This is a genomic window from Arthrobacter sp. AFG20, from assembly GCF_002892795.1.
Taxonomy (GTDB): Bacteria; Actinomycetota; Actinomycetes; order Actinomycetales; family Micrococcaceae; genus Arthrobacter.
This window is the reverse complement of sequence record NZ_PJMC01000004.1, coordinates 81,485-107,378: the sequence shown is the minus strand read 5'-3', so window position 1 is coordinate 107,378 and position 25,894 is coordinate 81,485. Positions and strand designations below refer to the sequence as shown.

Sequence of the window (25,894 nt, the reverse complement as noted above, 5' to 3'; positions counted from 1 at the left end):
GCAAATCGACCATTGCGCGAACGGACATTTGAGGCCCGGAGGAAGCGTTTCCCAGGGGCCACAAGTGTACGTTCGCGCTGGAGCGGGCCGACAGGAGTGCCTCACCCCAGCAGCTTGCGCAGGTACTGCAGCTGCCGGATCCAGTGGTGCTCCTGGCCGCCCTCGTGGTTGTTGAAGCGGTACACCTCGATGTCCTTCACCGCCGCCCCATCTGCTCCCGGCCCAGCCACAGCCTCCGCCCCGTAGGCGTTGTAGCTGGCAAAGACGGTCGACGGCGGGCAGACGTCATCCATCAGCGCCACCGAGAACAGCGCCGGCGCCGTCGCTGACCTGCCCAGGTTGACGCCGTCGAAGTAGTTCAGCACGGCCAGCATGGGCTCGTACCGCTCGCGGTGCCGGCCGAGGAAGGCCGCGATCTCGGGATACGGGCCGCGGGGTGCAATGTCGATGGCGCGCGGGAAGTCCTGGAGGAACGGGACGTCAGGCAGGGCGGCGATGACGCCGTCGAGCCGTCCGGCAGCGAGTCCGGCCACCGCGACGGTGATCCCGCCGCCCTGGCTCACGCCCGCCACCACGATCCGGGACGCGTCCACGTCGGGATGCGACTGCGCCGCCTCGACCGCGCGGAATGCGTCCACGTACACGCGGCGGTAGTAGTAGTCCTCGCGGCTGGCCGCGCCCCGCGTCATGAGGCCCGCATACGCCACCTCGCCGGCCGACGGGTGCGGGTCCGCGGTCTCACCGACCGCTCCGGAGTAGCCCTGGCCCCGGGTGTCCATGATGAAATGCGCATAGCCCGCCTGCGCCCACCTCGTGTCCTGGTTAACCAGTCCGCGGCCGCCGGAATAACCGGCGTACTGCACGACGGCGGGAAGCGGGGTCCCGGCCTCCCGTGTCACCGGCAGGTGCAGCCAGCCTTTCACCGGGGCGCCGCCGTGGCCGGCGAACGTGACGTCGAAGGTGTCCACGACAGCCAGGTAGTTCTCCACCGGCTCGAAGACAGCGTCCAGCGGGAAGGTCCTTGCCTCCTCAATCGTGCGGTCCCAGAAAACCTGGAAATCCGGCGGCACCGTGGCCGCGGATGTGTACCGGCGGAGCTCCTCGAGGGGCAGATCGAACAGGGGCATGGATTTTCCGTTCTTCCTGGTTAGCGGGTTCCTGGGGTGGCGTGCAGTTGCGTCCTATCAGACCAGCGCGGCCTCGAACCTGTCGAGCCTGTGTGACGCCCGCACCAGGGCCCGCAGCGCGTCCAGTCCCCCGCTGACGGCACCTGCGGCGCGGGCCTGGATCAGGACGTTGCCGAGGGCCGTTGCCTCGACCGGGCCGGCGATGACGGGTCTGCCGGTAGCCTGTGCCGTGAGCTGGCACAGCAGCGCGTTCTGCGAGCCGCCGCCAACGATGTGCACGACGTCGACGGCAACACCGGCGAGGCGTTCGGCGTCGGCGATGGTGCGCGCGTACCCGGCGGCGAGGCTGTCCAGGATGCAGCGGACTATCGCTGCCGGCTCGCCGGGAAGGACGGCGCCGGTGTTGCGGGCTGCGGCACGGATGCGGTCCGGCATGTTGTCCGGGGCGATGAAGGCGGGATCGTCGGGGTTGATCCGTGGCCCGCCGGGCGGGAGCGCCGCGGCCGCGTCGAGAAGTTCCCCGATGGCGGGCCGGTAGCCGCCCTCCGCCCAGGTGCGCTGGCATTCGCTGAGCAGCCACAGGCCGCCGACGTTGCGCAGGTACCGCGTAGTGCCGTCCACGCCGCGCTCGTTGGTGAAATTCGCCGCGCGGCTGGCTTCGGTGAGCACCGGCTGGTGCAGTTCCAGCCCCACCAGCGACCACGTGCCCGAGGAGATGTACGCGAAGTTTTCCTGCTCTGCGGGAACGGCGGCGACGGCCGAGGCGGTGTCGTGCGAACCTACGGCCACCACCTTCGTAGCTTCGGGCAGCCCGGTCCGTTCCGCAATTCCGGCCAGCAGGGTGCCCAGGGTTTCGCCGGGCTGGATCAGCGGCGGGAACAGGTCCTTCGGCAGGCCCAGGGGTCCGAACAATTCGGTGGCCCACTCCCCCGCGACGGCGTCGAACAGCCCGGTGGTGGAGGCGTTCGTGGCCTCGGTGCGGCGCTGCCCCGTGAGCAGGAACGCAATAAGGTCAGGGATCAGGAGGGCCTGCAGCCCGTCCAGGTCCTGTTCTGTGGCGAGCTGGTAGAGCGTGTTGAACTGCAGGAACTGCAGCCCGGTGGTGGTGTAGAGCCGTGCCGGGTCCAGTTTCGCGTGGACCCGGGCGACGGCGGTGCGGCTGCGTTCGTCCCGGTAGCTGTACGGTTGCGCGGTGAGCTCGCCGGCCTTGTTGACCAGCCCGTAGTCCACCGCCCAGGTGTCGATGCCGATGCTGGTGATCGTTTCCCCGCACTCAGCTGCCGCCGTGCCGGCGGCAGCGAGGCCGGTGAGCACCTCGGCGAAGAGGGCGTCGAAGTCCCAGCGGAGGCCGCCGTCGGACTGCACCACCGCGTTGGGGAAACGGTGCACGACGTCGAGCGTGGCCCGCGCCGGACCGCCGTCAGTGCTGATCCGTCCCAGGATGACGCGTCCCGAGGAGGCACCGATGTCGACGGCGGCGAACAGGCCGCCGTCGACACTGGCAGTTTGCATGCTGCTCACCGCAGGAAGGCTGCCGCGACGCCGGCGTCAACGGGGATGTGCAGGCCGGTGGTGTGCGAGAGTTCGTTGCTGGTGAGCACCGCCGCGGCGTTGGCGACGTGTTCGGGCAGGACCTCGCGCTTGAGCAGGGTGCGCTGCGCGTAGTACTCGCCCAGTTTCTCCTCGTCCACGCCGTAGACGGCGGCCCGTTTGGCGCCCCAGCCGCCGGCGAAGATCCCGGAGCCGCGGACCACGCCGTCGGGGTTGATGCCGTTGACGCGGATGCCGTACTCGCCCAGTTCCGCGGCGAGCAGGCGGACCTGGTGGGCCTGGTCGGCCTTGGTGGCGGAGTAGGCGATGTTGTTCGGGCCGGCGAACACGGAGTTCTTGGAGGAGATGTAGATGATGTCCCCGCCCAGGCCCTGCTCGATCATGACCTTCGCGGCGGCCTTGGCCACCAGGAAGGAACCTTTGGCCATCACGTTGTGCTGCAGGTCCCAGTCCTTCTCGGTGGTTTCCAGCAGCGGCTTGGAGATGGACAGGCCGGCGTTGTTGACCACCAGGTCCAACCCGCCGAAGGCCAGCACCGCCTCGTCGATGGCGGCGGCGACCTGGGCCTCGTTGGTGACGTCGGCCTGGACGCCGACGGCGACGTCCGGGCCACCGAGTTCGGCTGCGACGGCCTGGGCGTTTTCGAGGTTCAGGTCCGCGATGACCACGCAGGCGCCCTCCGCGGCGAGGCGGGTGGCGATGGCCTTGCCGATGCCCGACGCCGCGCCGGTCACCAGCGCGATGCGGGTGGCGTGGGACTTGGGCTTGGGCATCCGGGCGAGCTTGGCTTCCTCCAGGGCCCAGTACTCGATCCGGAACTTCTCGGCCTCATCGATCGGGGCGTAGGTGGAGATCGCCTCGGCGCCGCGCATCACGTTGATCGCGTTCAGGTAGAACTCCCCGGCCACGCGGGCAGTCTGCTTGTTGGCACCGTAGGAGAACATGCCGACGCCGGGAACCAGGACGATGGCCGGGTCCGCGCCGCGCAGGGCGGGTGAGTCGGCATCCGCGTGGCGGTCGTAGTAGGCCTGGTAGTCCTCGCGGTAGGCAGCGTGCAGTTCCTTCAGCCGGGCCACAGAATCCTCGATCGAGGCGTCCGCGGGCAGATTCAGGATGAGCGGTTTGACCTTGGTGCGCAGGAAGTGGTCCGGGCAGGACGTGCCCAGCGCGCCCAGGCGGGGGTGCTCGGCGGCTTCGAGGAACTCCAGCACGGCGGGGTCGTCACTGAAGTGGCCCACCTGCGGCTTGTCCGCCGAGGCCAGGGCGCGGATCACCGGTGCCAGCGCGGCGGCCTTCGCACGCCGCTCGGCCTCGGCCAGCGGAGCGTAGCCCGGCAGCTTCGGGCCAAAGGGTTCGGCCTTGCCGTTCCGGGCGATGTACTGCTCGGCCTGTTCGATGATCCAGAGCGAATTGGCTTCCGCCTCTTCGGACGTGGCGCCCCAGGCCGTGATGCCGTGCCCGCCCAGGATTGTGCCGACGGCCTGCGGGTTGGCGTCCTTGATCGCGGCGATGTCCAGGCCCAGCTGGAAGCCCGGCCGGCGCCAGGGCACCCAGACCACCTTGTCGCCGAAGATCTTCGCGGTCAGCGCCTCACCGTCGGCCGCCGTGGCGATCGCAATGCCCGAATCGGGGTGCAGGTGGTCCACATGCGCGGCGTCCACGAGCCCGTGCATGGCGGTGTCGATGGACGGCGCGGCGCCGCCCTTGCCGTGCAGGCAGTAATCGAAGGCCGCGACCATCTCGTCCTCGCGCTCCACCCCGGGGTAGACGTTCTTCAGTGCCTGCAGCCGGTCCAGGCGGAGGACCGCAAGGTTCTGGGCCTTCAGGGTGCCGAGGTCCCCGCCGGAGCCCTTCACCCAAAGGAGGTGGACGTCCTCGCCGGTGACGGGGTCCGTCTCGGTGCCCTTCGCGGAGGTGTTGCCGCCGGCGAAGTTCGTGTTCCGCTTGTCCGCGCCCAGGCGGTTGGAACGGGCGATCAGGTCTTCAACAGTCTTGTTAATGCTCATGGCTATTAGGCGCCCCATCCGGCTTGCTGGCCGCCTGCGCGGTCCTCGTTGATTTTCTTCTGGTAGCCGCTGGCCTTATAGGCGGCCAGCGGGTCCGCGGGCAGGCCGCGGGATTCACGCCATTCGGCCAGGACCGGCCGGACGTCGGTGTAGAAGGCGTCGTTGAACACGGCGTTGGCGGCCAGGACGTCGCCGGCGCGCTGGGCCTCGGCCAGGGCCGCAGTGTCGATCAGCAGGGCGCGGGCGGTCATCTCCTGCACGTTCAGCACCGAGCGGATCTGGCCGGGGATCTTCTCCTCGAGGTTGTGGCACTGGTCCAGCATCAGCGCCACGCCGGAATCCTTGCCGAAGCCGCCGCCGCGGATCACCTCGTGCATGATGCGGAACAGCTGGAACGGGTCCGCGGCGCCCACGATCAGATCATCATCGGCGTAGAAACGCGAGTTGAAGTCGAAGGAGCCCAGCTTGCCCAGGCGCAGCAGCTGCATCACGATGAATTCGATGTTGGTGCCCGGGGCGTGGTGACCGGTGTCCAGGCAGACAAACGCCTTCTCGCCCAGGGCCAGGGTCTGCGCGTACGAGGTGCCCCAGTCCGGAACGTCGGTGTGGTAAAAAGCCGGCTCGAAGAACTTGTACTCCAGCACCAGGCGCTGGTCCTCGCCGAGGCGGGTGTAGATCTCCTGCAGGGACTCGGCCAGCCGGTCCTGGCGGCCGCGCATGTCATCCTGGCCCGGGTAGTTGGTGCCATCCGCGAGCCAGATCTTCAGGTCCTTTGACCCGGTGGCATGCATGATGTCGATACACTCGAAGTGGTGCTCGATTGCCCGGCGCCGGACGGCGTCGTCCGAGGACGTCAGCGAGCCGAACTTGTACTCGTCATCCTGGAAGGTGTTCGAGTTGATCGTGCCCAGCCCCACACCGAGGCCGGCCGCGTACTCCTTCAGGGCCGCGTAGTCGTCCACCTTGTCCCACGGGATGTGCAGCGCCACGGTGGGAGCCAGGCCGGTGAGCTCATGGACCTTGGCGGCATCCGCCAGTTTCTCCTGGACCGTGCGCGGGGTACCGGGCGTGCCGAACACCTTGAAACGGGTGCCCGAGTTGCCGTAGGCCCATGACGGAACCTCAATCGCAAGCTCCGAAAGCCGGCCCAGTGCCGATGCTGTGTTGTTCATGATCTTTCTTTCGTCAGTGTTTGGCAGTGTCAGTACTTGAAAGACTTAGTGCTTGGCGGCGGCGTCAGCGTTACTGCCGGCGGCCGCGGCCAACTGACCGTCGAGGTTGAACACCTCGTCGAGCACCCGGAAGCCCTCGTCGGGCGGAACATCGCTGTCCCGGAAGAGCGTGGCCATTTCCGCCTGCCAGCGGGCGTTGACGTCGGTGAGGGCCATCCGGGCCCGCACGGCGTCAAAGTCGTCGCATTCGAGGTAGCCGATCAGCAGCCCGTCCTCGTCCAGGAACAGCGAGTAGTTGTTCCAGCCCGCGTCCTTGAGCGCGGCCAGCATCTCCGGCCAGACGGCGGCGTGGCGCCGGCGGTACTCCGCCAGCAGCTCCAGCTGGACGGAGGATCGGAAGCAAACCCTCATGTTGTACTCCTGTAGACGTTTCGGGTGCGGCGGACGAAGCGGAAACCAATTCGTTCGGCTTTGAATATTCTCTCGCCTTTGAATCGTTTCATTGTTACGATTCAAAGTACTCTGGGTTGAAGAAGGGTGTCAAGCGTTTTCACCCGGACGGGCAAATCGATCTTTCGGAGGATCAGCAGAATGTCGCGGGCAGCCAGCATCAAGGACGTCGCCAACCATGCGCAGGTTGCGGTGGGCACAGTGTCCAACGTCCTGAACAATCCCGACCGCGTCTCCAAGCGCACCAAGGACCGGGTGCTGCAAGCCATCGACGAACTTGGTTTCGTCCGCAACGACGCCGCCCGGCAGTTGCGGGCAGGGCACAGCCGAACCATCGGCGTCGTGGTCCTGGACGTCGGCAACCCATTCTTCACCTCCCTGGTCCGGGCGGCCGAGGATGCGGCGGCCGTGAACGGCAGCGCCGTGCTGCTGGGCGACAGCGGGCACGACGCGAACCGGGAATCGCACTACATCGACCTCTTCCAGGAACAGCGGGTCCAGGGCCTGCTCATCTCCCCGGTGGGGGATGTGGCCGACAGGCTGGAAGCCCTGCGGCAGCGCGGCGTTCCCACGGTCCTGGTGGACCGGCTGGCCGACGAGGACCGCTTCAGTTCGGTGTCCGTGGATGACGACGCCGGCGGCTACCTTGCCGCCCGGCACCTCCTCGATCTCGGGCGCAGGAAGCTGGCCTTCGTGGGCGGCCCGCTGTCCATCCGGCAGGTTTCCGACCGCCTCGCCGGCGCCCGCCGAGCCGTGGCCGAGGTGGACGGCGCAGCACTGGAGGTGCTTGATTCCGACGGCCAGTCCGTGCTCGCCGGGCGCGGCGTGGGCAATAGTCTCATGGAGCGGGGCGCCGGCAACATGCCGGACGGCATCTTCTGCGCCAACGACCTGCTGGCCCTCGGAGTCATGCAGTCCCTGACCATGATGAATGGTGTCCGCATTCCGGATGACGTGGCCCTGATCGGTTACGACGACATCGACTTTGCCGTGTCCGCCGTCGTGCCGCTCTCCTCCATCCGCCAGCCCACCGACGCAATCGGCAGGACTGCCATTGAACTCCTGACGGAGGAACTGGACGCGCAGCACCCCCGCCACCGCGCCGTCGTGTTCACGCCAGAGCTGGTGGTCAGGCAAAGCACCGCAGGTGTTGAGGCGACCCCCTGACCGGCGGCCCGGCAAAGGTGGCGTCCGCCTAGAAGACGGCGAGCAGGTCGGGTTCCGGTTTAAAGCCCAGCACTTCGAGGCGGGCGGCCACGAATGCTGCGATCCGCCGCGCTCCCCGCTCGTGAAAGTGGGTGTCGTCCAGCAGCCCGCCGAACCAGTGCGCGTGCTCGCCGGGGCCAAAGTGGAAGAACAATTCCTTGGACCCCTCCTCGCCAAGCCCGGCGTACAGGGCGCGGGTCCAGGAGTTGAGGTCCACCACATCGAGGCCCAACTCGATGCCCAGTTCACGGACCACCGCGGGGTACTCCCCGAGCGTCTCCTCGAGGCGGCCATCACTGAAATGCCGCCGCTCCACCGAGGTGCAGAGGACGGGAGCGGCCCCCTTGGCCCGGACATCGCCCACCATCCGGCGGAGGTTGTCCGCGTAGCCGCCGCGGGCACCCAGGTGACCGCGCTTCTGGTCGTTGTGGCCGAACTGGATGAGCACCACGTCGCCGCTGACCGCCTGGTGCAGAAGTTCGTACCACAGCCCCTCCTCCCGGAAGGACTCGGTGGTTGCCCCGCCCTTGGCGAAGTTGTGCACGGCGCCCCACGAGTAAACCTCCGGCGCAAGGTGGGCGCCCCAGCCACTCATCGGATACTCGTAGGTGGGGCAGTTGGCAACGGTCGAATCTCCGGCCAGCAAAATCTTCATCGCTCTTCCTTCCGCATCGGCTCCTGAGATGATCAGCCGCCGGCAGCCTGAAGGTCAAGCGATTTTTGAAACGTTACACAGGCCGCGCCAGCGGAGTACACTGAGCAGCAGACAGAAACGGGAAAGCGCTTGCTGCACTGAAGACACGCTCCCCGGCAATGGTTGACGATGGCGTCGTGCAGCACCGCAGCGCCGGACAGGAGACTCATGAATATGCACCGCCGCGGAACCCCGGCCCGGATCGCCCTGATCGGCGTCCACGGCTTCGGCGCCCACCACCTGAAGAACCTGGACCGGCTGGCCCAGGCCGGCGCGGTGGAACTCGTGGCCGTGGCGGACCCGAATCCGCCGTCCCCGGGCGCGTTGCCGGACTCGACGGCGGTCCACCCCGATCTGCAGTCCCTCCTGGCCGGCAACCACAGCCCCGACGTGGTCATCGTGGCCACCCCCATCCAGACCCATGCGCCACTGGCACTGGCCACCCTGGCCTCCGGCGCAGACCTCTACCTGGAGAAACCCCCGGTGGCATCGCTGGCCGACTTCCGGCAGCTGCAGGAGGCCGCCGAAGCATCCGGCCGCAGCGTGCAGATCGGGTTCCAGAGCCTCGGATCGCAGGCACTGGCGGCCATCGACAAGCTCCTCCAGGACGGCACCATCGGCACCCTGCAGGGAATCGGTGCGACCGGACGCTGGGTGCGGGACCGGGCCTATTACAGGCGCTCCCGGTGGGCCGGCAAGCGGAGCCTGGACGGTGTGGACGTGGTGGACGGCGTGGCCACCAATCCCCTGGCACACGCCATCGCCACCGCCCTGCGCATCGCGGGCGCCCGGACCGTGGAGGACGTGGCCTCCGTTGAAACCGACCTCTACCGCGCGAACGACATCGAGGCCGATGACACGTCCGTCATCAGGATCCGGACCGCCGCCGGGCTGCCGATTACCTGCGCCCTGACGCTCTGCGCGTCGGAGCCCGTGGAGCCGTACATCACCCTGCAGGGCTCCGAGGGAACGGCCGTTTTCCACTACACCGAGGACCGGCTGCACATCAGCAACGCGGTCGGAGAGCACTCGCAGGAGTTCGGCCGCGACGACCTGACCGAAAACCTGCTGGCGCACCTGGCCGAAGGCGCGGAACTCACCAGCGCCCTCAACGACTCCGGGGCGTTCATGCTGGTGCTCGAGGCCGTTCGCACGGCCGAGCCGCCGGCGCCGGTCAGCTCCGCCCACGTGCTCTGGGTGGGCGACGGCGACGCGGCCCATGCCGTGATACCCGGGATCGAGGACGCCCTGGAGCGGGCCATCAGCGCGCACGCCACATTCAGCGAGCTGGCCCTGCCATGGGCGCGCACCGCGGATCCTTCCGAGGCCACACGCCTGTTCGACGCCGGCGGCAGGCTGCTGGCAGTCCTGCGTACGGGCGCGGAACTCAACCCGGCGTTGTCACCGCGCCCCTACCTGCACCCCGTCACCACCCTCGGCGGAACCGAGGTGACGGACCATCTGCCCGCCGACCACCCGTGGCACCTGGGTGCCGGCTTCGCGCTCCAGGACGTCAACGGCACCAACTTCTGGGGCGGCAAGACATACACGCGCGGCGCCGGCGCGTACGTGTCCCGGCAGGACCACGGCCGGATTGAACTGCTTCCCGCCAATTTGAATATCCCGGACACCCGGCAGCTCCGGTGGCTCGGAACGGACGGACAGCCCCTGCTGAGCGAACAGCGGACCCTCAGCCGCGAGATCCTGGGCGAGCGCACGTGGCGCCTGGACCTGGGTACGGAACTGACCGCCGTCGTCGACGTTTCGCTCGGGAGCCCGGGCTCGAACGGCGCCGCGGGCAGCGGCTACGGCGGCTTCTTCTGGCGCCTTCCGGCGTGCAGCGGCGCCCGCATTTTCACGTCCGACGCCGAGGGGGAACCGGCCGTCCACGGCGCCGTTGCGCCGTGGCTGGCATGGACCGCCTCCTTCGGGGAAGTCCCCGGCATCCGGTCGGGGCAGCCCGCGACGCTCGTGTTCAGTGCGCCGGCCGAGGCCGCCGATCCGTGGTTTGTCCGCTGCTCCGGCTACCCCGCCGTCGGGTCGGCCCTGGCCTGGGACAGGCCGGTGGAGCTGGCCGCCGGGGAATCGCTCCGGCGGAGCCTGAGCGTGTGGATGTGCGACGGAGAACTGTCGCCGGCCGCCGTCGAATCCCTGGTGAGTCAGCGCTAGGTTAACCAGCCGTCCGGCGGCCGTGGAGCCACAGCAGGCCCGCAATCATGGCGGCGGAAACCATCCCCAGCGCGCCGGTCACCACCAGCCCCGCCCGGACGCCGAGCCACTCCGTCAGCCAGCCGGCCAGCAGCCCGCCGAGGGCATGGCCGCCCAGCAGGAGCGGCAGGTACAGGGCCATGACCCGGCCCCGGACATCCGCCCCGGCCTCCAGCTGCACGGCGGTGGCGGCGCTGGTGAGGAACAGCAGGGTCATGAAACCGACCACCAGCAGCATCGCCATGAACAGCTCCTGGCTGGGCATGACGGCGGCGATGAGCTGCGCAAGTCCGAAGAGCCCGGCGCTGGCCACGATGCCCTTCCGGCCGAACCGCTGCAGCCGGGACGCCACGACGGCGCCGGCAAGGGCACCACCGGCGGCAAGGGTGTTGAACAGGCCGAACCCGGCGGCGCCGCTGTGCCAGACCGAGCTGGCAAAGGCCGCCAGCACCACCGGCCCGTTCATTCCGAACGCCCCGAGGAGTCCGGCAAGCAGCATGACCAGCAGCAGCCGCGGGCGGTCGCGCACGTAACGGAAGCCCGCAAGCACCTGGCCCCGCCCGCGGACCGCCGGCGTGCCCGGATGAAGTTCGCCCGGCCTAATGGCGGCGATCATGGCCAGCACCGCCAGGCACAGCACGGCGTTGGCGGCGAAGGCGGCCGCGGATCCGGCCGTGGCGATCACCAGCCCGCCCACGGCGGGCCCGGCCATGGCCCCGAGCTGCCCGATGGCGTTGTTGAGCCCGATTGCCGCCGGAAGGCCGGCGTCGCCCACCACTTCGTTCACGAACACCTGGCGGGCCGGGCCGTCCAGGGCGCTGGTGATGCCCAGCAGGATGCAGCTGGCGTAGACAACTTCGACCGCGATGCTCCCGCCGGCGTCCCACACGGCGAGGCCGCCGGCCAGGACGGCGGTGACGGACTGGCAAAGGAGAAGGATGCGGCGCTTGGGAAAGAGATCCACCACCACGCCGCCGAGCGGCCCCACCACCAGCAGGGGCAGGAACTGGAGTGCCACGGCAACGCCCACCGCCGCGGGGCTTCCGGTCAGCTGCAGCACCAGCCAGTCCTGGGCAAGCCGCTGCATCCAGACGCCGGTGCCGCCCGCGAGCTGCATGCCCACGAAGATGCGGTAGTTGCGCTGCACGAGCGGCCGGTACCAGCTGCCGTTCCGGTTCGGTTGTCCGGCGGCCTTGACGGGTCCGGAAGCCGTATCGCGTCCGGAGCTCTTGTTTGAGTAGGTTTTGCCTTGCAAGGATCTGCGGGGGGACGTCACGTCAGCTGGCTGACCTGGCCTCGGCGCGGAGCCTGACCGCTGCCGCGGCGAGCACGAGGCAGCCCGGCACCACGATTACCAGCGCCGGCAGCATCCACACGAACACGGCAGTCAGGCCCAGTGCCGCCACCAGGAGCAGCGAACCGGACCAGTCCACCACGGACTCCGTCCGGGCTGCTGCCAGGGCTTCATCCCAATGGCCGGGCTGCGACCGGGACGCGGTCCTCAGCAGCAGCACGGTGGCCGCCACGGCCAGGAGCAGCGTCGCCGGCATGACGACGGCCCCTCCCGGCAGCTGCCCTGCCGCCGCGAGCAGCAGGTTGATGATGACGACGGCCGCAACGGCCGCCGTCGTAAGCCCAAGTTTGAGGCTCCCGGGCAAGGCGGCCCGGAACGTGCCCCAGAGGCCCCGCACGGAGTCGTCCCGTCCGGAGAGGTGCCGACCCAGGTGGGCGGTGCCGGCCGCATACGCGGCCGGCACCGTGACCAGGGGAACGGAGAGTCCAAGCACGATGACGCCCGCCAGCATGGTCTCGGAGAAGAGCGCGAACCTGTTGACGGGCACGCTTTCGGTCTCGGCGGTCATGGTGTCAGCCCTTGAGGCCCTGGGTGGAGACGCCCTCCACGATGTAGCGCTGGAAGACCAGGAAGAACACCAGCACGGGGAGCAGTGCCAGGACGGACATGGCGATCATCGCGCCGTAGTCGGAGCTCTGGGTCTGGTCCACAAAGAGCCGCAGGGCCAGGGGCAGAGGGTACTTTTCCGGCGAGTTCAGGTAGAGCAGCGGGCCCAGGAAGTCGTTCCAGCTCCAGATGAAGGCGAAGATGGACGAGCTGATGAGGGCAGGCTTCATCAGCGGCAGCATGATGCTGCAGAAGATCCGCACGTGGCCCGCGCCGTCGATGATCGCTGCCTCGTCCAGTTCCCGGGGCAGATTGCGCATGAACTGCACCATGAGGAAAACGAAGAAGGCATCCGCGGCCAGGAACTTGCCGATCAGCAGGGGGATGTAGGTGTCCACGAGCCCCAGCTGCTGGAAGATGATGTACTGCGGAATGATCACCACGTGGAACGGCAGGAGCAGGGTGGCGATCATCATGCCGAAGAAGATGCTGCGGCCGGGGAACTTGATCCGGGCGAAGGCGTAGGCGGAGACGGTCGCCGAGAGCACCGTCCCGATCACCGAGCCGAGGGCCAGCACCACCGAGTTGGTGAAGAACTGGGCCGTGGAGACGCCGCCGATGCCGCCCATCGCGGTCACGAAGTTGTCGAGGCTGAAGTGTGAGCTCCAGATCGACGAGTTGCCGATGATCTCGCTGCTGGGTTTGAAGGCCGAACTGACCATCCACAGCGCCGGGTAAAGCACGACGGCGATGAGGGCCAGCGACAGGGTGTGGAACACGATGCTGCGGGTGCGCTTGGCCGCCCGGGAGTCGGCCTTGGGGTTGTACTCGGACGCGTCAGCGGTCCGGGCCGGGGTGGTTGGACTGAGTGTGGTCATTTTGAATCACCGCTGTAGTGGACCCAGGACTTGGACGTGCGGAAGAAGATCAGTGTGATGATGCCGACGACGATCACCAGGAGCCAGGCCATGGCCGAGGCGTAGCCCATTCGGAAGTCACTGAAGCCCCGCAGGTAGAGGTAGAGGGTGTAGAAGAGGGTGGAACCGGCCGGGCCGCCTTCACCGTTGGAGATGATGTACGCCGAGGCGAAGATCTGGAACGCGTGGATTGTCTCCAGGAGGAGGTTGAAGAAGACCACCGGGGAGAGCATGGGGAACGTGATGTTCACGAACTTCCGGAGCCGGCCGGCACCGTCCACGGAGGCCGCCTCGTACAGTTCCTGCGGGATCTGCTTCAGGCCGGCCAGGAAGATCACCATGGGGGCGCCGAACTGCCAGACGGTCAGCAGGATCATCATGGGCATGGTCATGGACGGGTTGCCCACCCAGCCGCCGAGGTTGATGCCGAAGAAGGACAGGCCCTGGTCCACGGGACCCTGGTCGCCGAACATGGCCTTCCACACGATCGCGATCGAGACGCTTGCCCCAATGAGCGAAGGGGCGTAGAAGGCCGAGCGGTAGAAGCCCTGGCCGCGGGTGGCGTTGTTCAGCAGCAGGGCCACAGCGAGCGCCGCGGCGAGCTTCAGCGGGGTTCCGAACACCACGTAGCCCAGCGTGACGCCCACCGACTGCAGGAAGCGCTCGTCCTGGAACAGGCTGGTGTAGTTGTCCAGGCCGATCCACTTGGGCGCGTCGAAGAGGTTGTAGTTGGTGAAGGAGAGGTAGAGCGAGGACAGCATCGGGCCCACGGTCAGGAGGATGAAGCCCAGCAGCCAGGGCAGCAGGAAGGTGTAGCCGGCACGGGCGTCCGCACTCCGCCGGCGCGGTGCATGCGCGGGCGGAGCGGCGGCGGTGCCGCTGCGGCGGGTCAGGGTCTGAGTCACGAAAGAGTCCTTGTCAGGTTCTGCAGCGCGTACGCTACGCGTTCTGCTTGATGACGTCTTCGGCTTCCTTGAACCACTGGTCCACGGCACCGTCCACCGTGAGCTTTCCGTAGTTCAGGTCCTCATTGAAGCGAAGGAACGCGGCCTCGAGGGTGCCGAAGCCGACGATCGGGGGTTCGGGGGCGTCCTTGAGGTACTTGCCGATGGAGGTTTCGTAGTCCACCACGGCTTTGTCGGTGCCTTCGAAGGTGGTGCCGTCCCGCTGGGTCTTGGAGGCGGGAACACCGCGGGAGGTCTTGAAGATCTCGCCCACCTCGGGATCGTTGACCATGAAGTCGATGAAGCGGGCGGCCGCGTCCTTGTTCTTGGTCTTGGCGCTGGCCACCATGAGCATGGACGGCTTGAGGAACAGTCCGAGGTTGTCCGGATCGTCCGACGGGACGGGCACCAGCTTGAGCTCCTTGGCTCCGCTGTCCTTGAGGTAGCCGGCCATGAAGTTGTCCCAGGTGTTCTCCGAGACGGTGAGGTTGGAGCCGAACGGGCTCTTGGGCTTGACCTGGGCGCTGCGGTCCGCGGGGACCACGGCGTTGGTGCCGCGGAGGTCCGAGTTCAGGTTCAGCCAGGTTCGCAGGTCATCCTTGCTGAAGCCGAGCTTGCCGTCACCGGTGAAGGCGTCGATGCCCTTCTGCCGCAGCCAGATGTTGAACTGCCACCAGATGCCGGTGAAGTCGGACCCGCCGAAGTACTTTCCGCCGCCGGCCTGCCCGATCTTGGTGAGCCAGTCCTTGTACTCTGCGTAGGTCCACATGCCGGCCGGTTCAGCCACGCCGATTTCCTTCAGTTTGGCCGGATCGTAGTAGACGGCGAAGGCGTTGGTGCTGGTGGGGATGCCGTAGGTCTTGCCGCGGATCTGGCCGGAGGGAAGCAGGGTCTTGTCGAAGGCGTCGGTATTGATCTTCACGGTGCCGAGGTCCAGGAGCTGATTGCGCTGGGCGTAATCGCGCAGGTACGAGAGGTCCCACTGCATGACGTCCGGGAGTCCGCCGCCGGCGGCCTCGGTGGCGCGCTTCTGCCAGTAGCCGGCGAAGTCGGTGAAGTTGCCGTTGACCTTGACGTCGGGGTTCTTCTGCTCGAACACGGCGATGGCCTTGCGGGTGCGCTCGGCCCGGTCGTCGTTGCCCCACCAGGTGTAGGTGATGGTTACCGGGTTAGCGGCCGAGCCTGTCTGGCTTGCCGGAGCACCGCACGCGGCCAGCGCTGCCGCGGACACCGTTCCTACCGCGACGGTGGTCAGAAAATTCCTTCTGCTGATCATGGGAGCCTCCTTGCTCAATAACGCAAACTTTTTTCAGAAAACTTCGTCAACTTGGAGTCGTGATCTGGATTACACCATCTCTGAATCGATACAATAATCGCATTAGCCCGTTCGGGCAAGCGTTTTCCAAACATCTTCTTTCGACGTCCAAATCACCGCCAGGTCGCCGTCCTCGACAAAGGAGTCCCATGCCCAATCCAGAAACCTCCTACCCGGCTCCGGCGTGGAACAGCGGCCCCGGCCTCGCCTTCGGGGGCGACTACAACCCCGAGCAATGGCCGGCCGACGTCCGGCTGGAGGACATCGGCCTCATGAAAGAGGCCGGGGTGACGCTCCTCAGCGTGGCCATCTTTTCCTGGGCGCTCCTGGAGCCGCGCGAAGGGGAGTACGACTTTGCCTGGCTGGATGAGGTGCTGGACAACCTGGATAGCGCAGGCATCAAGGTTGCCCTCGCCACGGCCACGGCCGCTCCCCCGGCCTGGCTGGTGCGGAAGCATCCGGAAGTCCTGCCGGTGACGGCGGAGGGCACCGTCCTGGAGCGCGGCTCCCGGCGGCACTACTCGCCGTCGTCCGCTGTTTACCGCCGGTATGCCGCGGGCATTACCCGCAAGCTGGCCGAACGGTACAAGGACCATCCGGCCCTGGCGCTCTGGCATGTGGACAATGAGCTGGGCTGCCACGTTTCAGAGTTTTACGGCGAGGAGGACGCCACAGCGTTCCGGCGCTGGCTGGAGCAGCGCTACGACGGCATCGAAGCGCTGAATGAGGCCTGGGGAACAGCCTTCTGGTCGCAGCACTATGCCTCGTTCGAAGAGATCATTCCGCCGCGGGCCGCCCCCACCACCCTCAACCCGACGCAACGGCTGGACTTCCAGCGGTTCAGTTCCTGGGTGCTGATGGACTACTACCGGAGCCTGCTGGCGGTGATCCGGGAGGTGACTCCCGGCGTTCCGGCCACCACCAACCTCATGGTTTCCAGCGCCACCAAGTCCATGGACTACTTCGACTGGGCGAAGGGCCTGGACGTGGTGGCCAACGATCACTACATGGTGGCGGCGGACCCGGAGCGGGAGATCGAACTGGCGCTCAGCGCGGACCTCACGCGCGGTGTCGCGGGCAACAGGCCGTGGATCCTGATGGAACACTCGACGTCGGCCGTGAACTGGCAGCCACGCAACCAGCCGAAGATGCCCGGCGAAATGCTGCGGAACTCCCTGGCCCACGTGGCCCGCGGCGCCGATGCCGTCATGTTCTTCCAGTGGCGGCAGAGCGTTGCCGGGGCCGAGAAGTTCCATTCGGCGATGGTGCCGCACGGCGGCCGCGACACCCGGGTGTGGCGCGAGGTGGTGGCCCTCGGCGACGCCCTGAAAAAGCTCGGCCCGGTCAAGGGTTCCACGGTGGAATCCCGGGTAGCCATCATTTTCGACTACGAGGCCTGGTGGGCCAGCGAACTGGATTCGCACCCGAGCGAGGATGTGAAGTACCTCGACCTGCTCCGCGAATTCCACCGCTCACTGTTCCTGCGCGGCGTGGCCGCGGATTTCGTGCATCCCACCGCCGACCTGACCGGCTATGACCTGGTCCTGGTGTGCACCCTCTACTGCGTCACCGATGACGCCGCGGCCAACATCGCCGGCGCCGCCGAAGCCGGGGCCACGGTGCTGGTCAGCTACTTCAGCGGCATTGTCGACGACCGCGACCACATCCGGCTGGGCGGCTATCCGGGCGCCTTCCGGGAGCTGCTGGGCATCCGGACCGAGGAGTTCCACCCACTGCTCGAGGGCGGAAAGGTGACTCTGAGTGACGGCACCATTGGCCGGGTCTGGAGTGAACATGTCCATGCGGACAGGGCAGAAACCCTGGCCACCTTCACCGGCTACCCGCTGGACGGAATCCCGGCCCTGACCCGGAGGACCGCGGGCCGCGGCGCCGCCTGGTACTTGGCCACGCTCCCCGACCGTGACGGCATCGAACGCCTCTTGGACCGGCTCCTGGCCGAGGCGGGAGTGGCGGCTTGCGCGGAGGCCGCCGCCGGCGTCGAACTTACCCGGCGGGTCTCGGCGGACGGGCGCCGTTTCCTCTTCGCCATCAACCACGGCCGGGAGGACGCGGCGGTGAAGGCCGACGGCGAGGAACTGTTGGGCGGCGGACGTTTCGGCGGGCTTGTTCCCGGCGGAGCGGTGGTCGTGATCGCCGAGGACTGAGCGCGGCTTGGAGTTTTTGTACAGATAATGGCCCCAAAAGGCCCCCGAAGTCGCGATACGTGTACAAAAACTCCCCGCCTCGCATGCTTCAGTACCAACGCGCGCGGAAAACCCCGGGCAGTCTCCGTTGGGAGACGGCCCGGGGTTTCCGGCGTGGTTCTCTGCGAGGCGTTAGCTGCTGATCGCGGAGTTCATTTCGTCCACGGCCTTCGTGCCTGCGTCCTGGGTAGAGAGCCGGTTGAACAGCACCTCGGAGCTGTAGCGCTTGATGATCTCCTGGATGGCGCCCGCGCCCTTCGGCGGCGGCGCCGGGGCCTCGCCGAGTTCGCCCTTGATCTGGTCAATGAACTTGACCACCTTGACATCGGCAGGAGTCAGCTTGGCCTGGATAGCGGCCCGGACCTCGGAGTTGGGGTAGACGCCGCGGTCTGCCAGCAGGATCTCGCCGGCCTTCGTGTCGTTGGCCAGGAAGTTGATGAACTTGGCCACCTCTTCGGGGTGCTTGGTCCGTGATGATGCGGACCAGAACTGGGAGGCCTTGTACCAGAGCTGGGTGTTCGCCGCCTTGCCCGTCTTGGAGGGGAACCGAAGCACCTGCAGCTCTCCGCCGGCCGCCTTCTCCAGCGCCGGCAGCTGGTTGGACCACCAGAACGCCAGCCCGTTCTTGCCCGTGGCCAGGCCGCTCTGGTCCAGCGGAGCCGCCTCGGCCTCAACCACTTCCGAGGCCGAGGGCACGGCCTTCTTTTCGCTCAGCTGCTTGAGGAAGTCCCACCAGCCCGCGATGTCGGACGGCTCGAACCCGAGCTTGCCGTCCGAAGTGTAGAGGGACTTGCCGTTCTGCCGCAACCAGACGCCGAGGGAGGCCTCGTCGGTGCCGTAGGCGGCGGCGCCGTAGGTTCCCTTGGGAGACTTGGCGGTCACCTCGGCCGAGATGCGCTCGAAGTCCTCCCAGGTCCAGGTCTTGTCATCCGGGAGCGCCACACCGGCTGCCTTGAACACCGCCGGGTTGGCCAGGATGGTCGCGGCGTTGATGCCGGCCGCGATACCGGTCAGGCCGTCGTCGCTCTTGCCGGCGTTCAGGGCCGCCTCGTCCAGCTTCGAGGTGTCGATGCCGTACTTGGAAAGGTCCAGCAGCGCCCCGCGGGTGGAGTATTCGGTGATGTACTTCTCGTCCATCTGGATGATGTCCGGGGCATCGTTGGCGGCAACCTGGGTGGCGAGCTTGTCCCAATAGCCGCTCCAGTCGCCGTATTCGGCCTTGATCTTGATGTTGGGGTTCTCCGCCTCAAACGCAGCGATGGCGGCCTGGGTGACTTGAGCGCGCTTGTCACCGCCCCACCAGGAGAACCGCAGTTCCACCTTGCCGTCCGCACTCGACTGGGCGGGTCCGCCGCAGGCGCTCAGGGCGAGGACGGCGGCGGCTGCGGCGGCCACGGCCGCGGTGGCGCGGAGGCGGCGTTTTGCCTTTGCAGGTTTTGCGGGGGCGCCGGATGCGGCTGCCGTTGCGGGCCGGGGAAAGAGTGGCACTGGAAACTCCGATCTTCTTTGATCCTGGAAGCGAATGAGGAACAGAACTCGCCGGGAAAGCGCTTTCTCGTTAACTTACATTATAAGTATGTGGCTTGTATTACAAGAGGTTTTGGCTTGGACTGTTGCGGCCAGCCGGCGGGGCTACTTGATGCCTGTGGTGGCGATGCCCTTGATGAGGAAACGCTGCCCGAAGAGGAACACCAGGAACACGGGCAGCAAGGAAACGATGGACATCGCGAACAGCGAACCCCAGCTGGTGGCGGACTGCGAGTCTACGAAGGCGCGCAGCGCGACGGGAACGGTGAACATTTCGGGGTCGGTGAGGTAGATCAGGGCCCCGAAGAAGTCGTTCCAGGTCCAGATGAAGGTGAAGATCGTGGTGGTGGCGAGCGCCGGCACCATCAGGGGCAGGATGACCCGCAGGAAGATGCGGGGGTGGCCGGCGCCGTCGATCCTGGCCGCCTCGTCAAGTTCCTTGGGAATGCCGCGGATGAACTGGACCATGAGGAACACGAAGAACGCGTCCGTGGCCAGCAGCTTGGGCACAATGAGCGGCCAGAAAGTGTTCACCCAGCCGATCTGGGAGAACAGGATGTACTGCGGAACGATCACCACGTGAAACGGCAGCATGATGGTCAGGAGCATGATGCCGAAGAACAGCTTCTTTCCGCTGAACTGGAGCCGGGCGAAGGCGTAGGCGGCCATGGAGCACGAGATCAGGTTGCCCAGGATGGAGCCGATCACCACGATGGCCGAGTTGAGCATGTAGTGACCGAACGGATGGCTCAGCGCGGACCAGCCGTCCGTGTAGTTGCTCATCTCCAGGCTGTTCAGCCACAGGCCCGGCTCGCGGAAGATGAGATCGTTGGGCCGCAGCGAGGACACCACCATCCACAGCAGCGGGTAGATCATGATCCCGCCGGTGATGATCAGCAGCGCGTGCTTGGCCAGCGCTTTGACCCGCGCGCTTCGGCTGAAGGCGAGGGTGCCGCGCGATTCCCGCGGCCGGCCGGCCTTGCCCCGGGAGCCACTGCCCCGGGTCCTGTTTCCGGGAGCTTTTCCGCCTTTGCCCTGTTCCTGCTCGGGGGCGGGCAGTGTCTGAAGTTTAGTCATCATAGAACACCCAATACTTTGAAGCGATGAAGTTGACGGCCGTGAAGGCGCCGATGATCACGAGGAGGAACCAGGCCATGGCCGAGGCGTAGCCCATGTCGAACTGGCCGAAGCCTTTTTGGTAGAGGTACAGCGTGAAGAACATGGTGGAATCCGACGGCCCACCATTGCCGCCCGAGACGATGAACGCCTGGGTGAAGGACTGGAAGGAGCCGATGATCTGCAGCACCAGGTTGAAGAAGATGATGGGGCTGAGCATGGGCAACGTGATCCGCCAGAACTTCTGGAGCGTCGTTGCGCCGTCCACCTCGGCCGCCTCGTAGTACATGTTGGGAATCTGCCGCAGCCCGGCGAGGAAAATGATCATGGGGCTGCCGAAGGTCCAGACGTGCAGCAGGATAATGGACCCGAGCGACGTGCTTGGATCCGAGATCCAGCCGGGTCCGGCAATGCCGAACATCGCCAGAACCTGGTTGACCAGGCCGGTGGTGCCAAAGATCTGCTTCCACAGGATGGCGACGGCGACCGACCCGCCCAGCAGGGAGGGCAGGTAGAACACCGAGCGGTAGAAGGGCAGTCCGCGGAGCCCCTTGTCCAGCACCAGCGCGATCAGCAGCGCCACTGCCAGCTGCAGCGGAACCCCGACCAGCACATACGTGAAGGTGACCCGGAGCGAGTTGTGCAGCCGGGCGTCGCCGAGCATCCGGGTGAAGTTGTCCAGGCCCGTCCATTCCGGCGGCTGCAGGAGGTTGTAGTCGGTGAATGCCAGGTACAGCGACATCAGCATGGGGCCGACCGTGATGACCACGAGCCCCACGAGCCACGGCAGAAGGAAGATGTAGGCCGCCTTGTTGTCGCGCCGGTTGGCCCGCTTTTCCTCCTCGGTCACCGGTCCCTTGCGGCGGGACATCGACGACAGTTCGCTGATGGCGCTCACTGGCTCCTCCCGACGTCTCCGGGGACGCCGGGCGTCCCCTCGTGCTGCTGTGCGGCCATGTGGTCTCCTTTGGTCATCGTGGCCTTCCACGGATTGGTCCTTGCCTAAGCGTTGACGCCGGCAGCTGGTGCCGCCAAAGTACGCTCCCAATGTGGCCCGAAAGTGACTCGGGCAACGGCGGCTCCGTACCAAAGTAAACGGTTTCTTGACCGGTGTACACCCCTTTGCTAATTTTTGAGAAAGCGTTTTCTGACTGATGAGCGCTGCCGAGCGCCGCTGCGCGCGAACTGCGAAAGGCAGGACAACGATGTTTGCACCCCGGAGAACGCGGCCATGATTCCAGCCAGCGCCATCGGCGGCTACGAGGACTGGCCTGGCTTCGTGGCTGCCGCCCCGCGCTATCGCCCGGCAGACAGCCGGAGCCAGGAGCTGGCGGACGTGCTTGGTGTTCCTGACGTCCCGGCCGGGCCCGCCGTCCGTGTCGACTGGGAGGAAACATACGATGGCGTGACCACCTCCCGCTTGAGCTGGCAGCTGGGCTTTGGTCCGCGCACCACTGCCTGGTTCATCCGCCCGGCGCACGCCGCCGGCCCCCTGCCGGGCGTCTTGGCGCTGCACTGCCATGCCGGCATCAAGTCTTCCGGTGCCGCGCGGCTGGTGGACAGCCCGACGGCGGGAAGCGGCCCGGACACGCTCCGGAACCGGCTGTATGAGGGCCGGCCCTTCGCCACCTGGCTGGCGTCGCAGGGTTTCGCCGTGCTCGCCCATGACACGTTCTCGTGGGGCAGCCGGGGCTTCGACCTCGGCACGCCTCCCGATCGAACGGCTGCCGCCGTCGACGGCCGGAAGGCACTGTGGCGGGAGGCCGGCGTCGAACCGTCCCCGGCAGAACTGTACGACGCCGCGGCCGCCGCCCACGAGGACACCGTGGCCAAGGCCGCCGGCCTGCTCGGCACCAGCTTCGCCGGCATGGTGGCGCACGACGACCTCGCGGCGCTGAACGTACTCGCCGGGCTCCCGGGGGTGGACGCCGGAAGGCTCGGCTGTGCCGGCTTCTCCGGCGGAGGCGCCAGGTCCCTCATGCTCGCCGCGCTCAGCCCGCTCATCCGCAGCCACGTTGTGACCTGCATGATGACCACCTTCGCATCCCTGTTTCCCACGTATTTGGACGCACATTCGTGGCTGCTCCAGACGCCCGGCCTCACCCGTCTTGGCGACTGGCCCGAGCTCACCGCGAGCTCATCGTCGGACAGCCTGCTGGTGCAATACGCGTCGGCCGATGAACTGTTCCCGGAACAGGGAATGCACGACGCCGACGCCCGCCTGGGTGCCCTCCATCCGGCCGGGCGGTACACCGGGAGCTTTTGGCCGGGCGGCCATGTGTTTACCCGCGGGATGCAGGAGGAGGCGGCCGCCTTCCTCGCGGCTGGTCTTCAGGGCGGGGTGGCCGCGGCTCCTTCGGCCGTTCCGACGACCGTCCCCCGCATCGCGCTGGTGGGCGTGCACGGCTACGGCGCCCGGCACCTGGACAATCTCCGCCGGCTGGAGAATCGTCAACTGGCCCGGCTTGTCGCCGTCGCCGATCCGCGTCCCCCGGCAGACGGGACGCTGGATTCTTCGGTGCAGGTCTTCGGCACCCTGGATGAACTGCTGGCAGCGGGCACCGCACCCGACGTCGTCATCCTCGCGACGCCCATCCAGACCCACGCCCCGCTGGCCCTGGCCGCGATCGCCGCCGGTGCCGACGTCTACGTGGAGAAGCCGCCGATGGCCTCCCTTGCCCAGTTCGAAGAGGTGCTGGCCGCGGCCGAGGCGGCGGGCCGGCTGGTCCAGGTCGGGTTCCAGAGCCTCGGCTCGGATGCGCTGCCGGAGATCGCCGCGCTGGTGGAATCGGGGGCACTCGGCCGCATCCGCGGAATCGGTGCCACCGGGGCCTGGGTGCGGAACGCTGGCTACTTCAAACGCTCACGCTGGGCCGGCCGGCGGAGCCTGGACGGCACCGACGTCGTGGACGGCGTGGCCACGAACGCCCTGGCCCATGCGGTTGCGACCGGGCTGCGGATCGCCGGCGCGGCCGGCGTGGGCGACGTCGGGTCGGTGGAAACCGACCTGTACCGGGCCCACAACACGGAGAGCGACGACACATCAGTTATCCGGGTCCGCACGCCGGCCGGACGGGTCCTCATGTGTGCCCTGACTCTGTGCGCGGCCGAACAGTCCCCGCCTTCCGTCACAGTCTTCGGCACGCTCGGCAAGGCGGAGTTCTTCTACACCGAGGACAGGCTGGTCCTGGAAACCGCCCAGGGCACCAGCACGCGGACGTTCGGACGGACGGACCTGCTGGAGAATCTCCTGGCCGCCCGCGCCACAGCTAACGGGACCGGGCTGCTCAGCCCGCTCTCCGCAGCCGGAGCCTACATGACCGTCCTCGAGGCGGTCCGCACCGCTGAGCCGCCGCGGGAGATTCCGGCGGCATGTGTTGCCTGGGAAGGCGAAAGCGACGACGCCCACCCCGTGGTTGGCGGCATCGAGACGGCGCTGCTGCGGGCAGTTCTCTCGCAATCCACGTTTGCCGAGCTCGGGCTGCCCTGGGCCAGGCCGGAACCGGCGAAACCCTTTCTGGCAGTGGATGGGCGTCCCGTTGCCTGGCTGCAGGACGGAAGCCGCATCACGCCGACGTCCGTGCCCCGGCCCTACCTGCACCCTGTAACGACGCTCGCAGGCACGGTTGTCACGGACCACCTGCCCGCCGACCACGTCTGGCATCTGGGGGCGGGCGTCGCCATCCAGGACGTTGCCGGCGTGAACTTCTGGGGCGGGCGGACCTACACGCGCCGGGCCGGTGGCTACGTGTGGCAGGACGACCATGGCCACATCGAAATCACGGACACGGCCGAGTCCCCCGGGGGCCTGCACCAGACACTCCACTGGGTGGGTCCCGACGGCACGGCGGTGCTGACCGAACAGCGGCGCTGGCGGTATGACGCCGTCGGCCCGTCCGTGTGGAAGCTTGGCCTGGACTTTGAACTCGCACCCGTTGGCCCGGAACCAGTGGCGCTGGGCAGCCCGGGCTCCAACGGCCGGGAAAACGGCGGCTACGGCGGCTTCTTCTGGCGGCTGCCACCCGCAAGTGACGCACGGATCCGGACGGCCAGGGCCGAAGGCGAGGACGCCGTGCACGGCACGGTTGCCCCGTGGCTGGCATGGAGCGGAGTGTTCGGGGCAGCTGGAAGGTCCGCGAGCGGCCAAGAGGCCACGCTGGTGTTCCTCGCTTCGCCGCAGGCACCGGATCCGTGGTTCGTCCGGCTTGCGGGCTACCCGGGAGTCGGGCTCTCGCTCGCCTGGGACAGTCCCCTCCTCGCAACCCGGGACAACCCTGTCCGGCGCACCGTGACGGTTCTGGTCGCCGACGGAATCCTGAGCACCGCAGACATTGCACAACTCACCGAATCTTTGGGGGAAACCACATGAACGTTCCTGCACCCGCAACCGCACTGGCCGGAGCCGTACAGGCTCCAACAACCCTGCCCGGCAACCCACACGACAAGGCCGCCAAACGGCAACGGGTCCTGGACATCCTGGATGCCAGGGGACATGACGCCCTGCTCTTGACCAGCCACACCGCGCTCACGTGGTACCTGGACGGCAGCCGCATGCACATCAGCCTGGCAGGCGACCCGATCGCGGCGCTCCTCGTTGACCGGAGGGGCGAGCGCCTCGTCACGTTCAACAACGAGGCGGAACGCCTCGCCGCCGAAGAGCTGCCGCCCGGCGTCGAACTTCACACGGTCCCCTGGCACGGACAGCTCGCCGACGCCGTCGGTGCACTCGCCGGACCCGGCGAGCCGCTGGCAGAGAAGGCCGTGGCCGCGGAACTCCGGGCGGCGCGGCAGCCGATGCTGCCGGGTGAGAGCGCCCGCTACGCCAGGCTGTGCGCCGATGCCGCCAGCGCCATGACGGACGTCCTGTCCCGGACGACGCCGGACACCACCGAGTTCGAGGTCGCGTCCGCCCTGGCCGCGCGGATTGTCGCGGCCGGAGCCGAGCCCCTGGTCCTGCTCTGCAACGGCAGCTCGCGCAGCGCGTTCCGGCACCCACTCGCCACCCACTCACCCCTGGGCCGGCGGGCCATGGCCGTGGTCTGCGCCCGGAGGCACGGCTTGGTGGCCAACCTGACCAGGTGGGTGCGGTTCGACGCCGGTACCGCCGAAGAACTGGACGCCGAGGAGCGCATCGCGGCCGTTGAGGCGGACATCTTCGCCGCCACGGTTCCGGGCGCCAGGCTCGGCGGCATCTTCGGCGAAATCCAGGCCGCGTACGCCCGGCACGGCTTCGGCGCCGACCAGTGGACCCTGCACCACCAGGGCGGACCCGCCGGGTACGCGGGCCGCGATCCCCGTGCCACCGCCGCCACGGACGACGTCGTGGTGCCCAACCAGACCTTCACGTGGAATCCCTCCGGTCCGGGCGTCAAGATCGAGGACACCGTGCAGCTGACTGCGGCGGGCACCGGTGTCCTGACGTTCGACCCGAGGTGGCCGGCGGCGGAGGTCAACGGACTCCCCCGGCCGCTGACCCTGCAGCTGTAACTGACCCAACTGCATAACTGACCCCAACCAAGTAGCAGCACAGGGCGTTCCCAAGTCTGGGAACGCCCTG

19 protein-coding genes and 1 pseudogene are annotated in these 25,894 nt (G+C 67.6%); 6 read left to right on the top strand and 14 right to left on the bottom strand.

Annotation, left to right across the window (positions count from 1 at the left end):
- Positions 1-101: 101 nt before the first annotated feature.
- From CXZ05_RS05810 to CXZ05_RS05790, 5 genes are read right to left on the bottom strand one after another with little or no spacing between them, the layout of a single operon-like run.
- Complete coding sequence (locus CXZ05_RS05810) at positions 102-1,127, bottom strand: acetylxylan esterase (RefSeq protein WP_102971676.1); 1,026 nt, start codon at positions 1,125-1,127, stop codon at positions 102-104.
- A 57-nt stretch (positions 1,128-1,184) separates the two neighbouring features.
- Entirely contained in the window at positions 1,185-2,639 is a 1,455-nt protein-coding gene (locus CXZ05_RS05805; RefSeq protein WP_102971900.1) for a rhamnulokinase family protein, read from the bottom strand.
- Between the two features lie 5 nt (positions 2,640-2,644).
- Positions 2,645-4,684, bottom strand: coding sequence for a bifunctional aldolase/short-chain dehydrogenase (locus CXZ05_RS05800; protein ID WP_180987283.1), 2,040 nt, complete (start codon positions 4,682-4,684; stop codon positions 2,645-2,647).
- A gap of 5 nt (positions 4,685-4,689) precedes the next feature.
- Positions 4,690-5,856, bottom strand: a complete 1,167-nt coding sequence (gene rhaI / locus CXZ05_RS05795; protein ID WP_102971674.1) for an L-rhamnose isomerase — start codon at positions 5,854-5,856, stop codon at positions 4,690-4,692.
- Positions 5,857-5,901: 45 nt separating this feature from the next.
- Positions 5,902-6,267 carry an L-rhamnose mutarotase gene (locus tag CXZ05_RS05790; protein WP_102971673.1) on the bottom strand — a complete coding sequence of 122 codons (366 nt, stop codon included), beginning with the start codon at positions 6,265-6,267 and terminating at the stop codon, positions 5,902-5,904.
- Between the two features lie 180 nt (positions 6,268-6,447).
- On the opposite strand from CXZ05_RS05790, the gene CXZ05_RS05785 reads away from it, so the two are divergent.
- A complete protein-coding gene (locus CXZ05_RS05785) occupies positions 6,448-7,473 on the top strand; it encodes a LacI family DNA-binding transcriptional regulator (protein ID WP_102971672.1) in 1,026 nt (341 codons plus the stop codon).
- A gap of 28 nt (positions 7,474-7,501) precedes the next feature.
- Here the strand turns inward: CXZ05_RS05785 and CXZ05_RS05780 are convergent, their stop codons facing one another.
- Positions 7,502-8,167 (bottom strand): rhamnogalacturonan acetylesterase, encoded by a 666-nt coding sequence (locus CXZ05_RS05780; protein WP_102971671.1) that lies wholly within the window; start codon positions 8,165-8,167, stop codon positions 7,502-7,504.
- A gap of 207 nt (positions 8,168-8,374) precedes the next feature.
- Here CXZ05_RS05780 and CXZ05_RS05775 point away from each other — a divergent pair, with 207 nt between their 5' ends.
- Positions 8,375-10,375: a DUF6807 family protein gene (locus tag CXZ05_RS05775; protein ID WP_102971670.1), complete on the top strand. Its 2,001-nt coding sequence runs from the start codon at positions 8,375-8,377 to the stop codon at positions 10,373-10,375.
- A 1-nt stretch (position 10,376) separates the two neighbouring features.
- Here CXZ05_RS05775 and CXZ05_RS05770 read toward each other — a convergent pair whose 3' ends face one another.
- From CXZ05_RS05770 to CXZ05_RS05750, 5 genes are read right to left on the bottom strand one after another with little or no spacing between them, the layout of a single operon-like run.
- Positions 10,377-11,690, bottom strand: a complete 1,314-nt coding sequence (locus tag CXZ05_RS05770) for an MFS transporter (protein ID WP_258006463.1) — start codon at positions 11,688-11,690, stop codon at positions 10,377-10,379.
- A gap of 1 nt (position 11,691) precedes the next feature.
- Positions 11,692-12,276: a Poxvirus protein I5 gene (locus CXZ05_RS05765; RefSeq protein WP_102971668.1), complete on the bottom strand. Its 585-nt coding sequence runs from the start codon at positions 12,274-12,276 to the stop codon at positions 11,692-11,694.
- Between the two features lie 4 nt (positions 12,277-12,280).
- Positions 12,281-13,192 (bottom strand): carbohydrate ABC transporter permease, encoded by a 912-nt coding sequence (locus CXZ05_RS05760; protein ID WP_102971667.1) that lies wholly within the window; start codon positions 13,190-13,192, stop codon positions 12,281-12,283.
- Positions 13,189-14,136, bottom strand: coding sequence for a carbohydrate ABC transporter permease (locus tag CXZ05_RS05755; RefSeq protein WP_102971666.1), 948 nt, complete (start codon positions 14,134-14,136; stop codon positions 13,189-13,191). Before CXZ05_RS05755 ends, CXZ05_RS05760 begins: the two co-directional genes overlap by 4 nt.
- A 34-nt stretch (positions 14,137-14,170) precedes the next feature.
- Positions 14,171-15,451: an ABC transporter substrate-binding protein gene (locus tag CXZ05_RS05750; protein WP_102971665.1), complete on the bottom strand. Its 1,281-nt coding sequence runs from the start codon at positions 15,449-15,451 to the stop codon at positions 14,171-14,173.
- A 188-nt stretch (positions 15,452-15,639) separates the two neighbouring features.
- Between CXZ05_RS05750 and CXZ05_RS05745 the strand changes: the two genes are divergently transcribed.
- Positions 15,640-17,655: a beta-galactosidase gene (locus tag CXZ05_RS05745; RefSeq protein WP_102971664.1), complete on the top strand. Its 2,016-nt coding sequence runs from the start codon at positions 15,640-15,642 to the stop codon at positions 17,653-17,655.
- A gap of 171 nt (positions 17,656-17,826) precedes the next feature.
- Here the strand turns inward: CXZ05_RS05745 and CXZ05_RS05740 are convergent, their stop codons facing one another.
- From CXZ05_RS05740 to CXZ05_RS05730, 3 genes are all read right to left on the bottom strand, one after another.
- A complete protein-coding gene (locus tag CXZ05_RS05740; RefSeq protein ID WP_102971663.1) occupies positions 17,827-19,182 on the bottom strand; it encodes an ABC transporter substrate-binding protein in 1,356 nt (451 codons plus the stop codon).
- 144 nt (positions 19,183-19,326) lie between these two features.
- Positions 19,327-20,298, bottom strand: a complete 972-nt coding sequence (locus CXZ05_RS05735; protein WP_374754632.1) for a carbohydrate ABC transporter permease — start codon at positions 20,296-20,298, stop codon at positions 19,327-19,329.
- Positions 20,291-21,235 (bottom strand): carbohydrate ABC transporter permease, encoded by a 945-nt coding sequence (locus tag CXZ05_RS05730; protein ID WP_102971661.1) that lies wholly within the window; start codon positions 21,233-21,235, stop codon positions 20,291-20,293. Before CXZ05_RS05730 ends, CXZ05_RS05735 begins: the two co-directional genes overlap by 8 nt.
- Before the next feature lie 333 nt (positions 21,236-21,568).
- On the opposite strand from CXZ05_RS05730, the pseudogene CXZ05_RS23675 reads away from it, so the two are divergent.
- The 3 genes and pseudogenes from CXZ05_RS23675 to CXZ05_RS05720 all read left to right on the top strand — a co-directional run.
- Positions 21,569-22,672, top strand: a pseudogene (locus CXZ05_RS23675) (dienelactone hydrolase family protein); the annotation flags it as partial.
- Between the two features lie 6 nt (positions 22,673-22,678).
- Positions 22,679-24,706 (top strand): DUF6807 family protein, encoded by a 2,028-nt coding sequence (locus CXZ05_RS05725; protein ID WP_258006479.1) that lies wholly within the window; start codon positions 22,679-22,681, stop codon positions 24,704-24,706.
- Positions 24,703-25,824: a Xaa-Pro peptidase family protein gene (locus CXZ05_RS05720; protein ID WP_102971660.1), complete on the top strand. Its 1,122-nt coding sequence runs from the start codon at positions 24,703-24,705 to the stop codon at positions 25,822-25,824. Before CXZ05_RS05725 ends, CXZ05_RS05720 begins: the two co-directional genes overlap by 4 nt.
- The last annotated feature ends 70 nt before the right edge of the window (positions 25,825-25,894 follow it).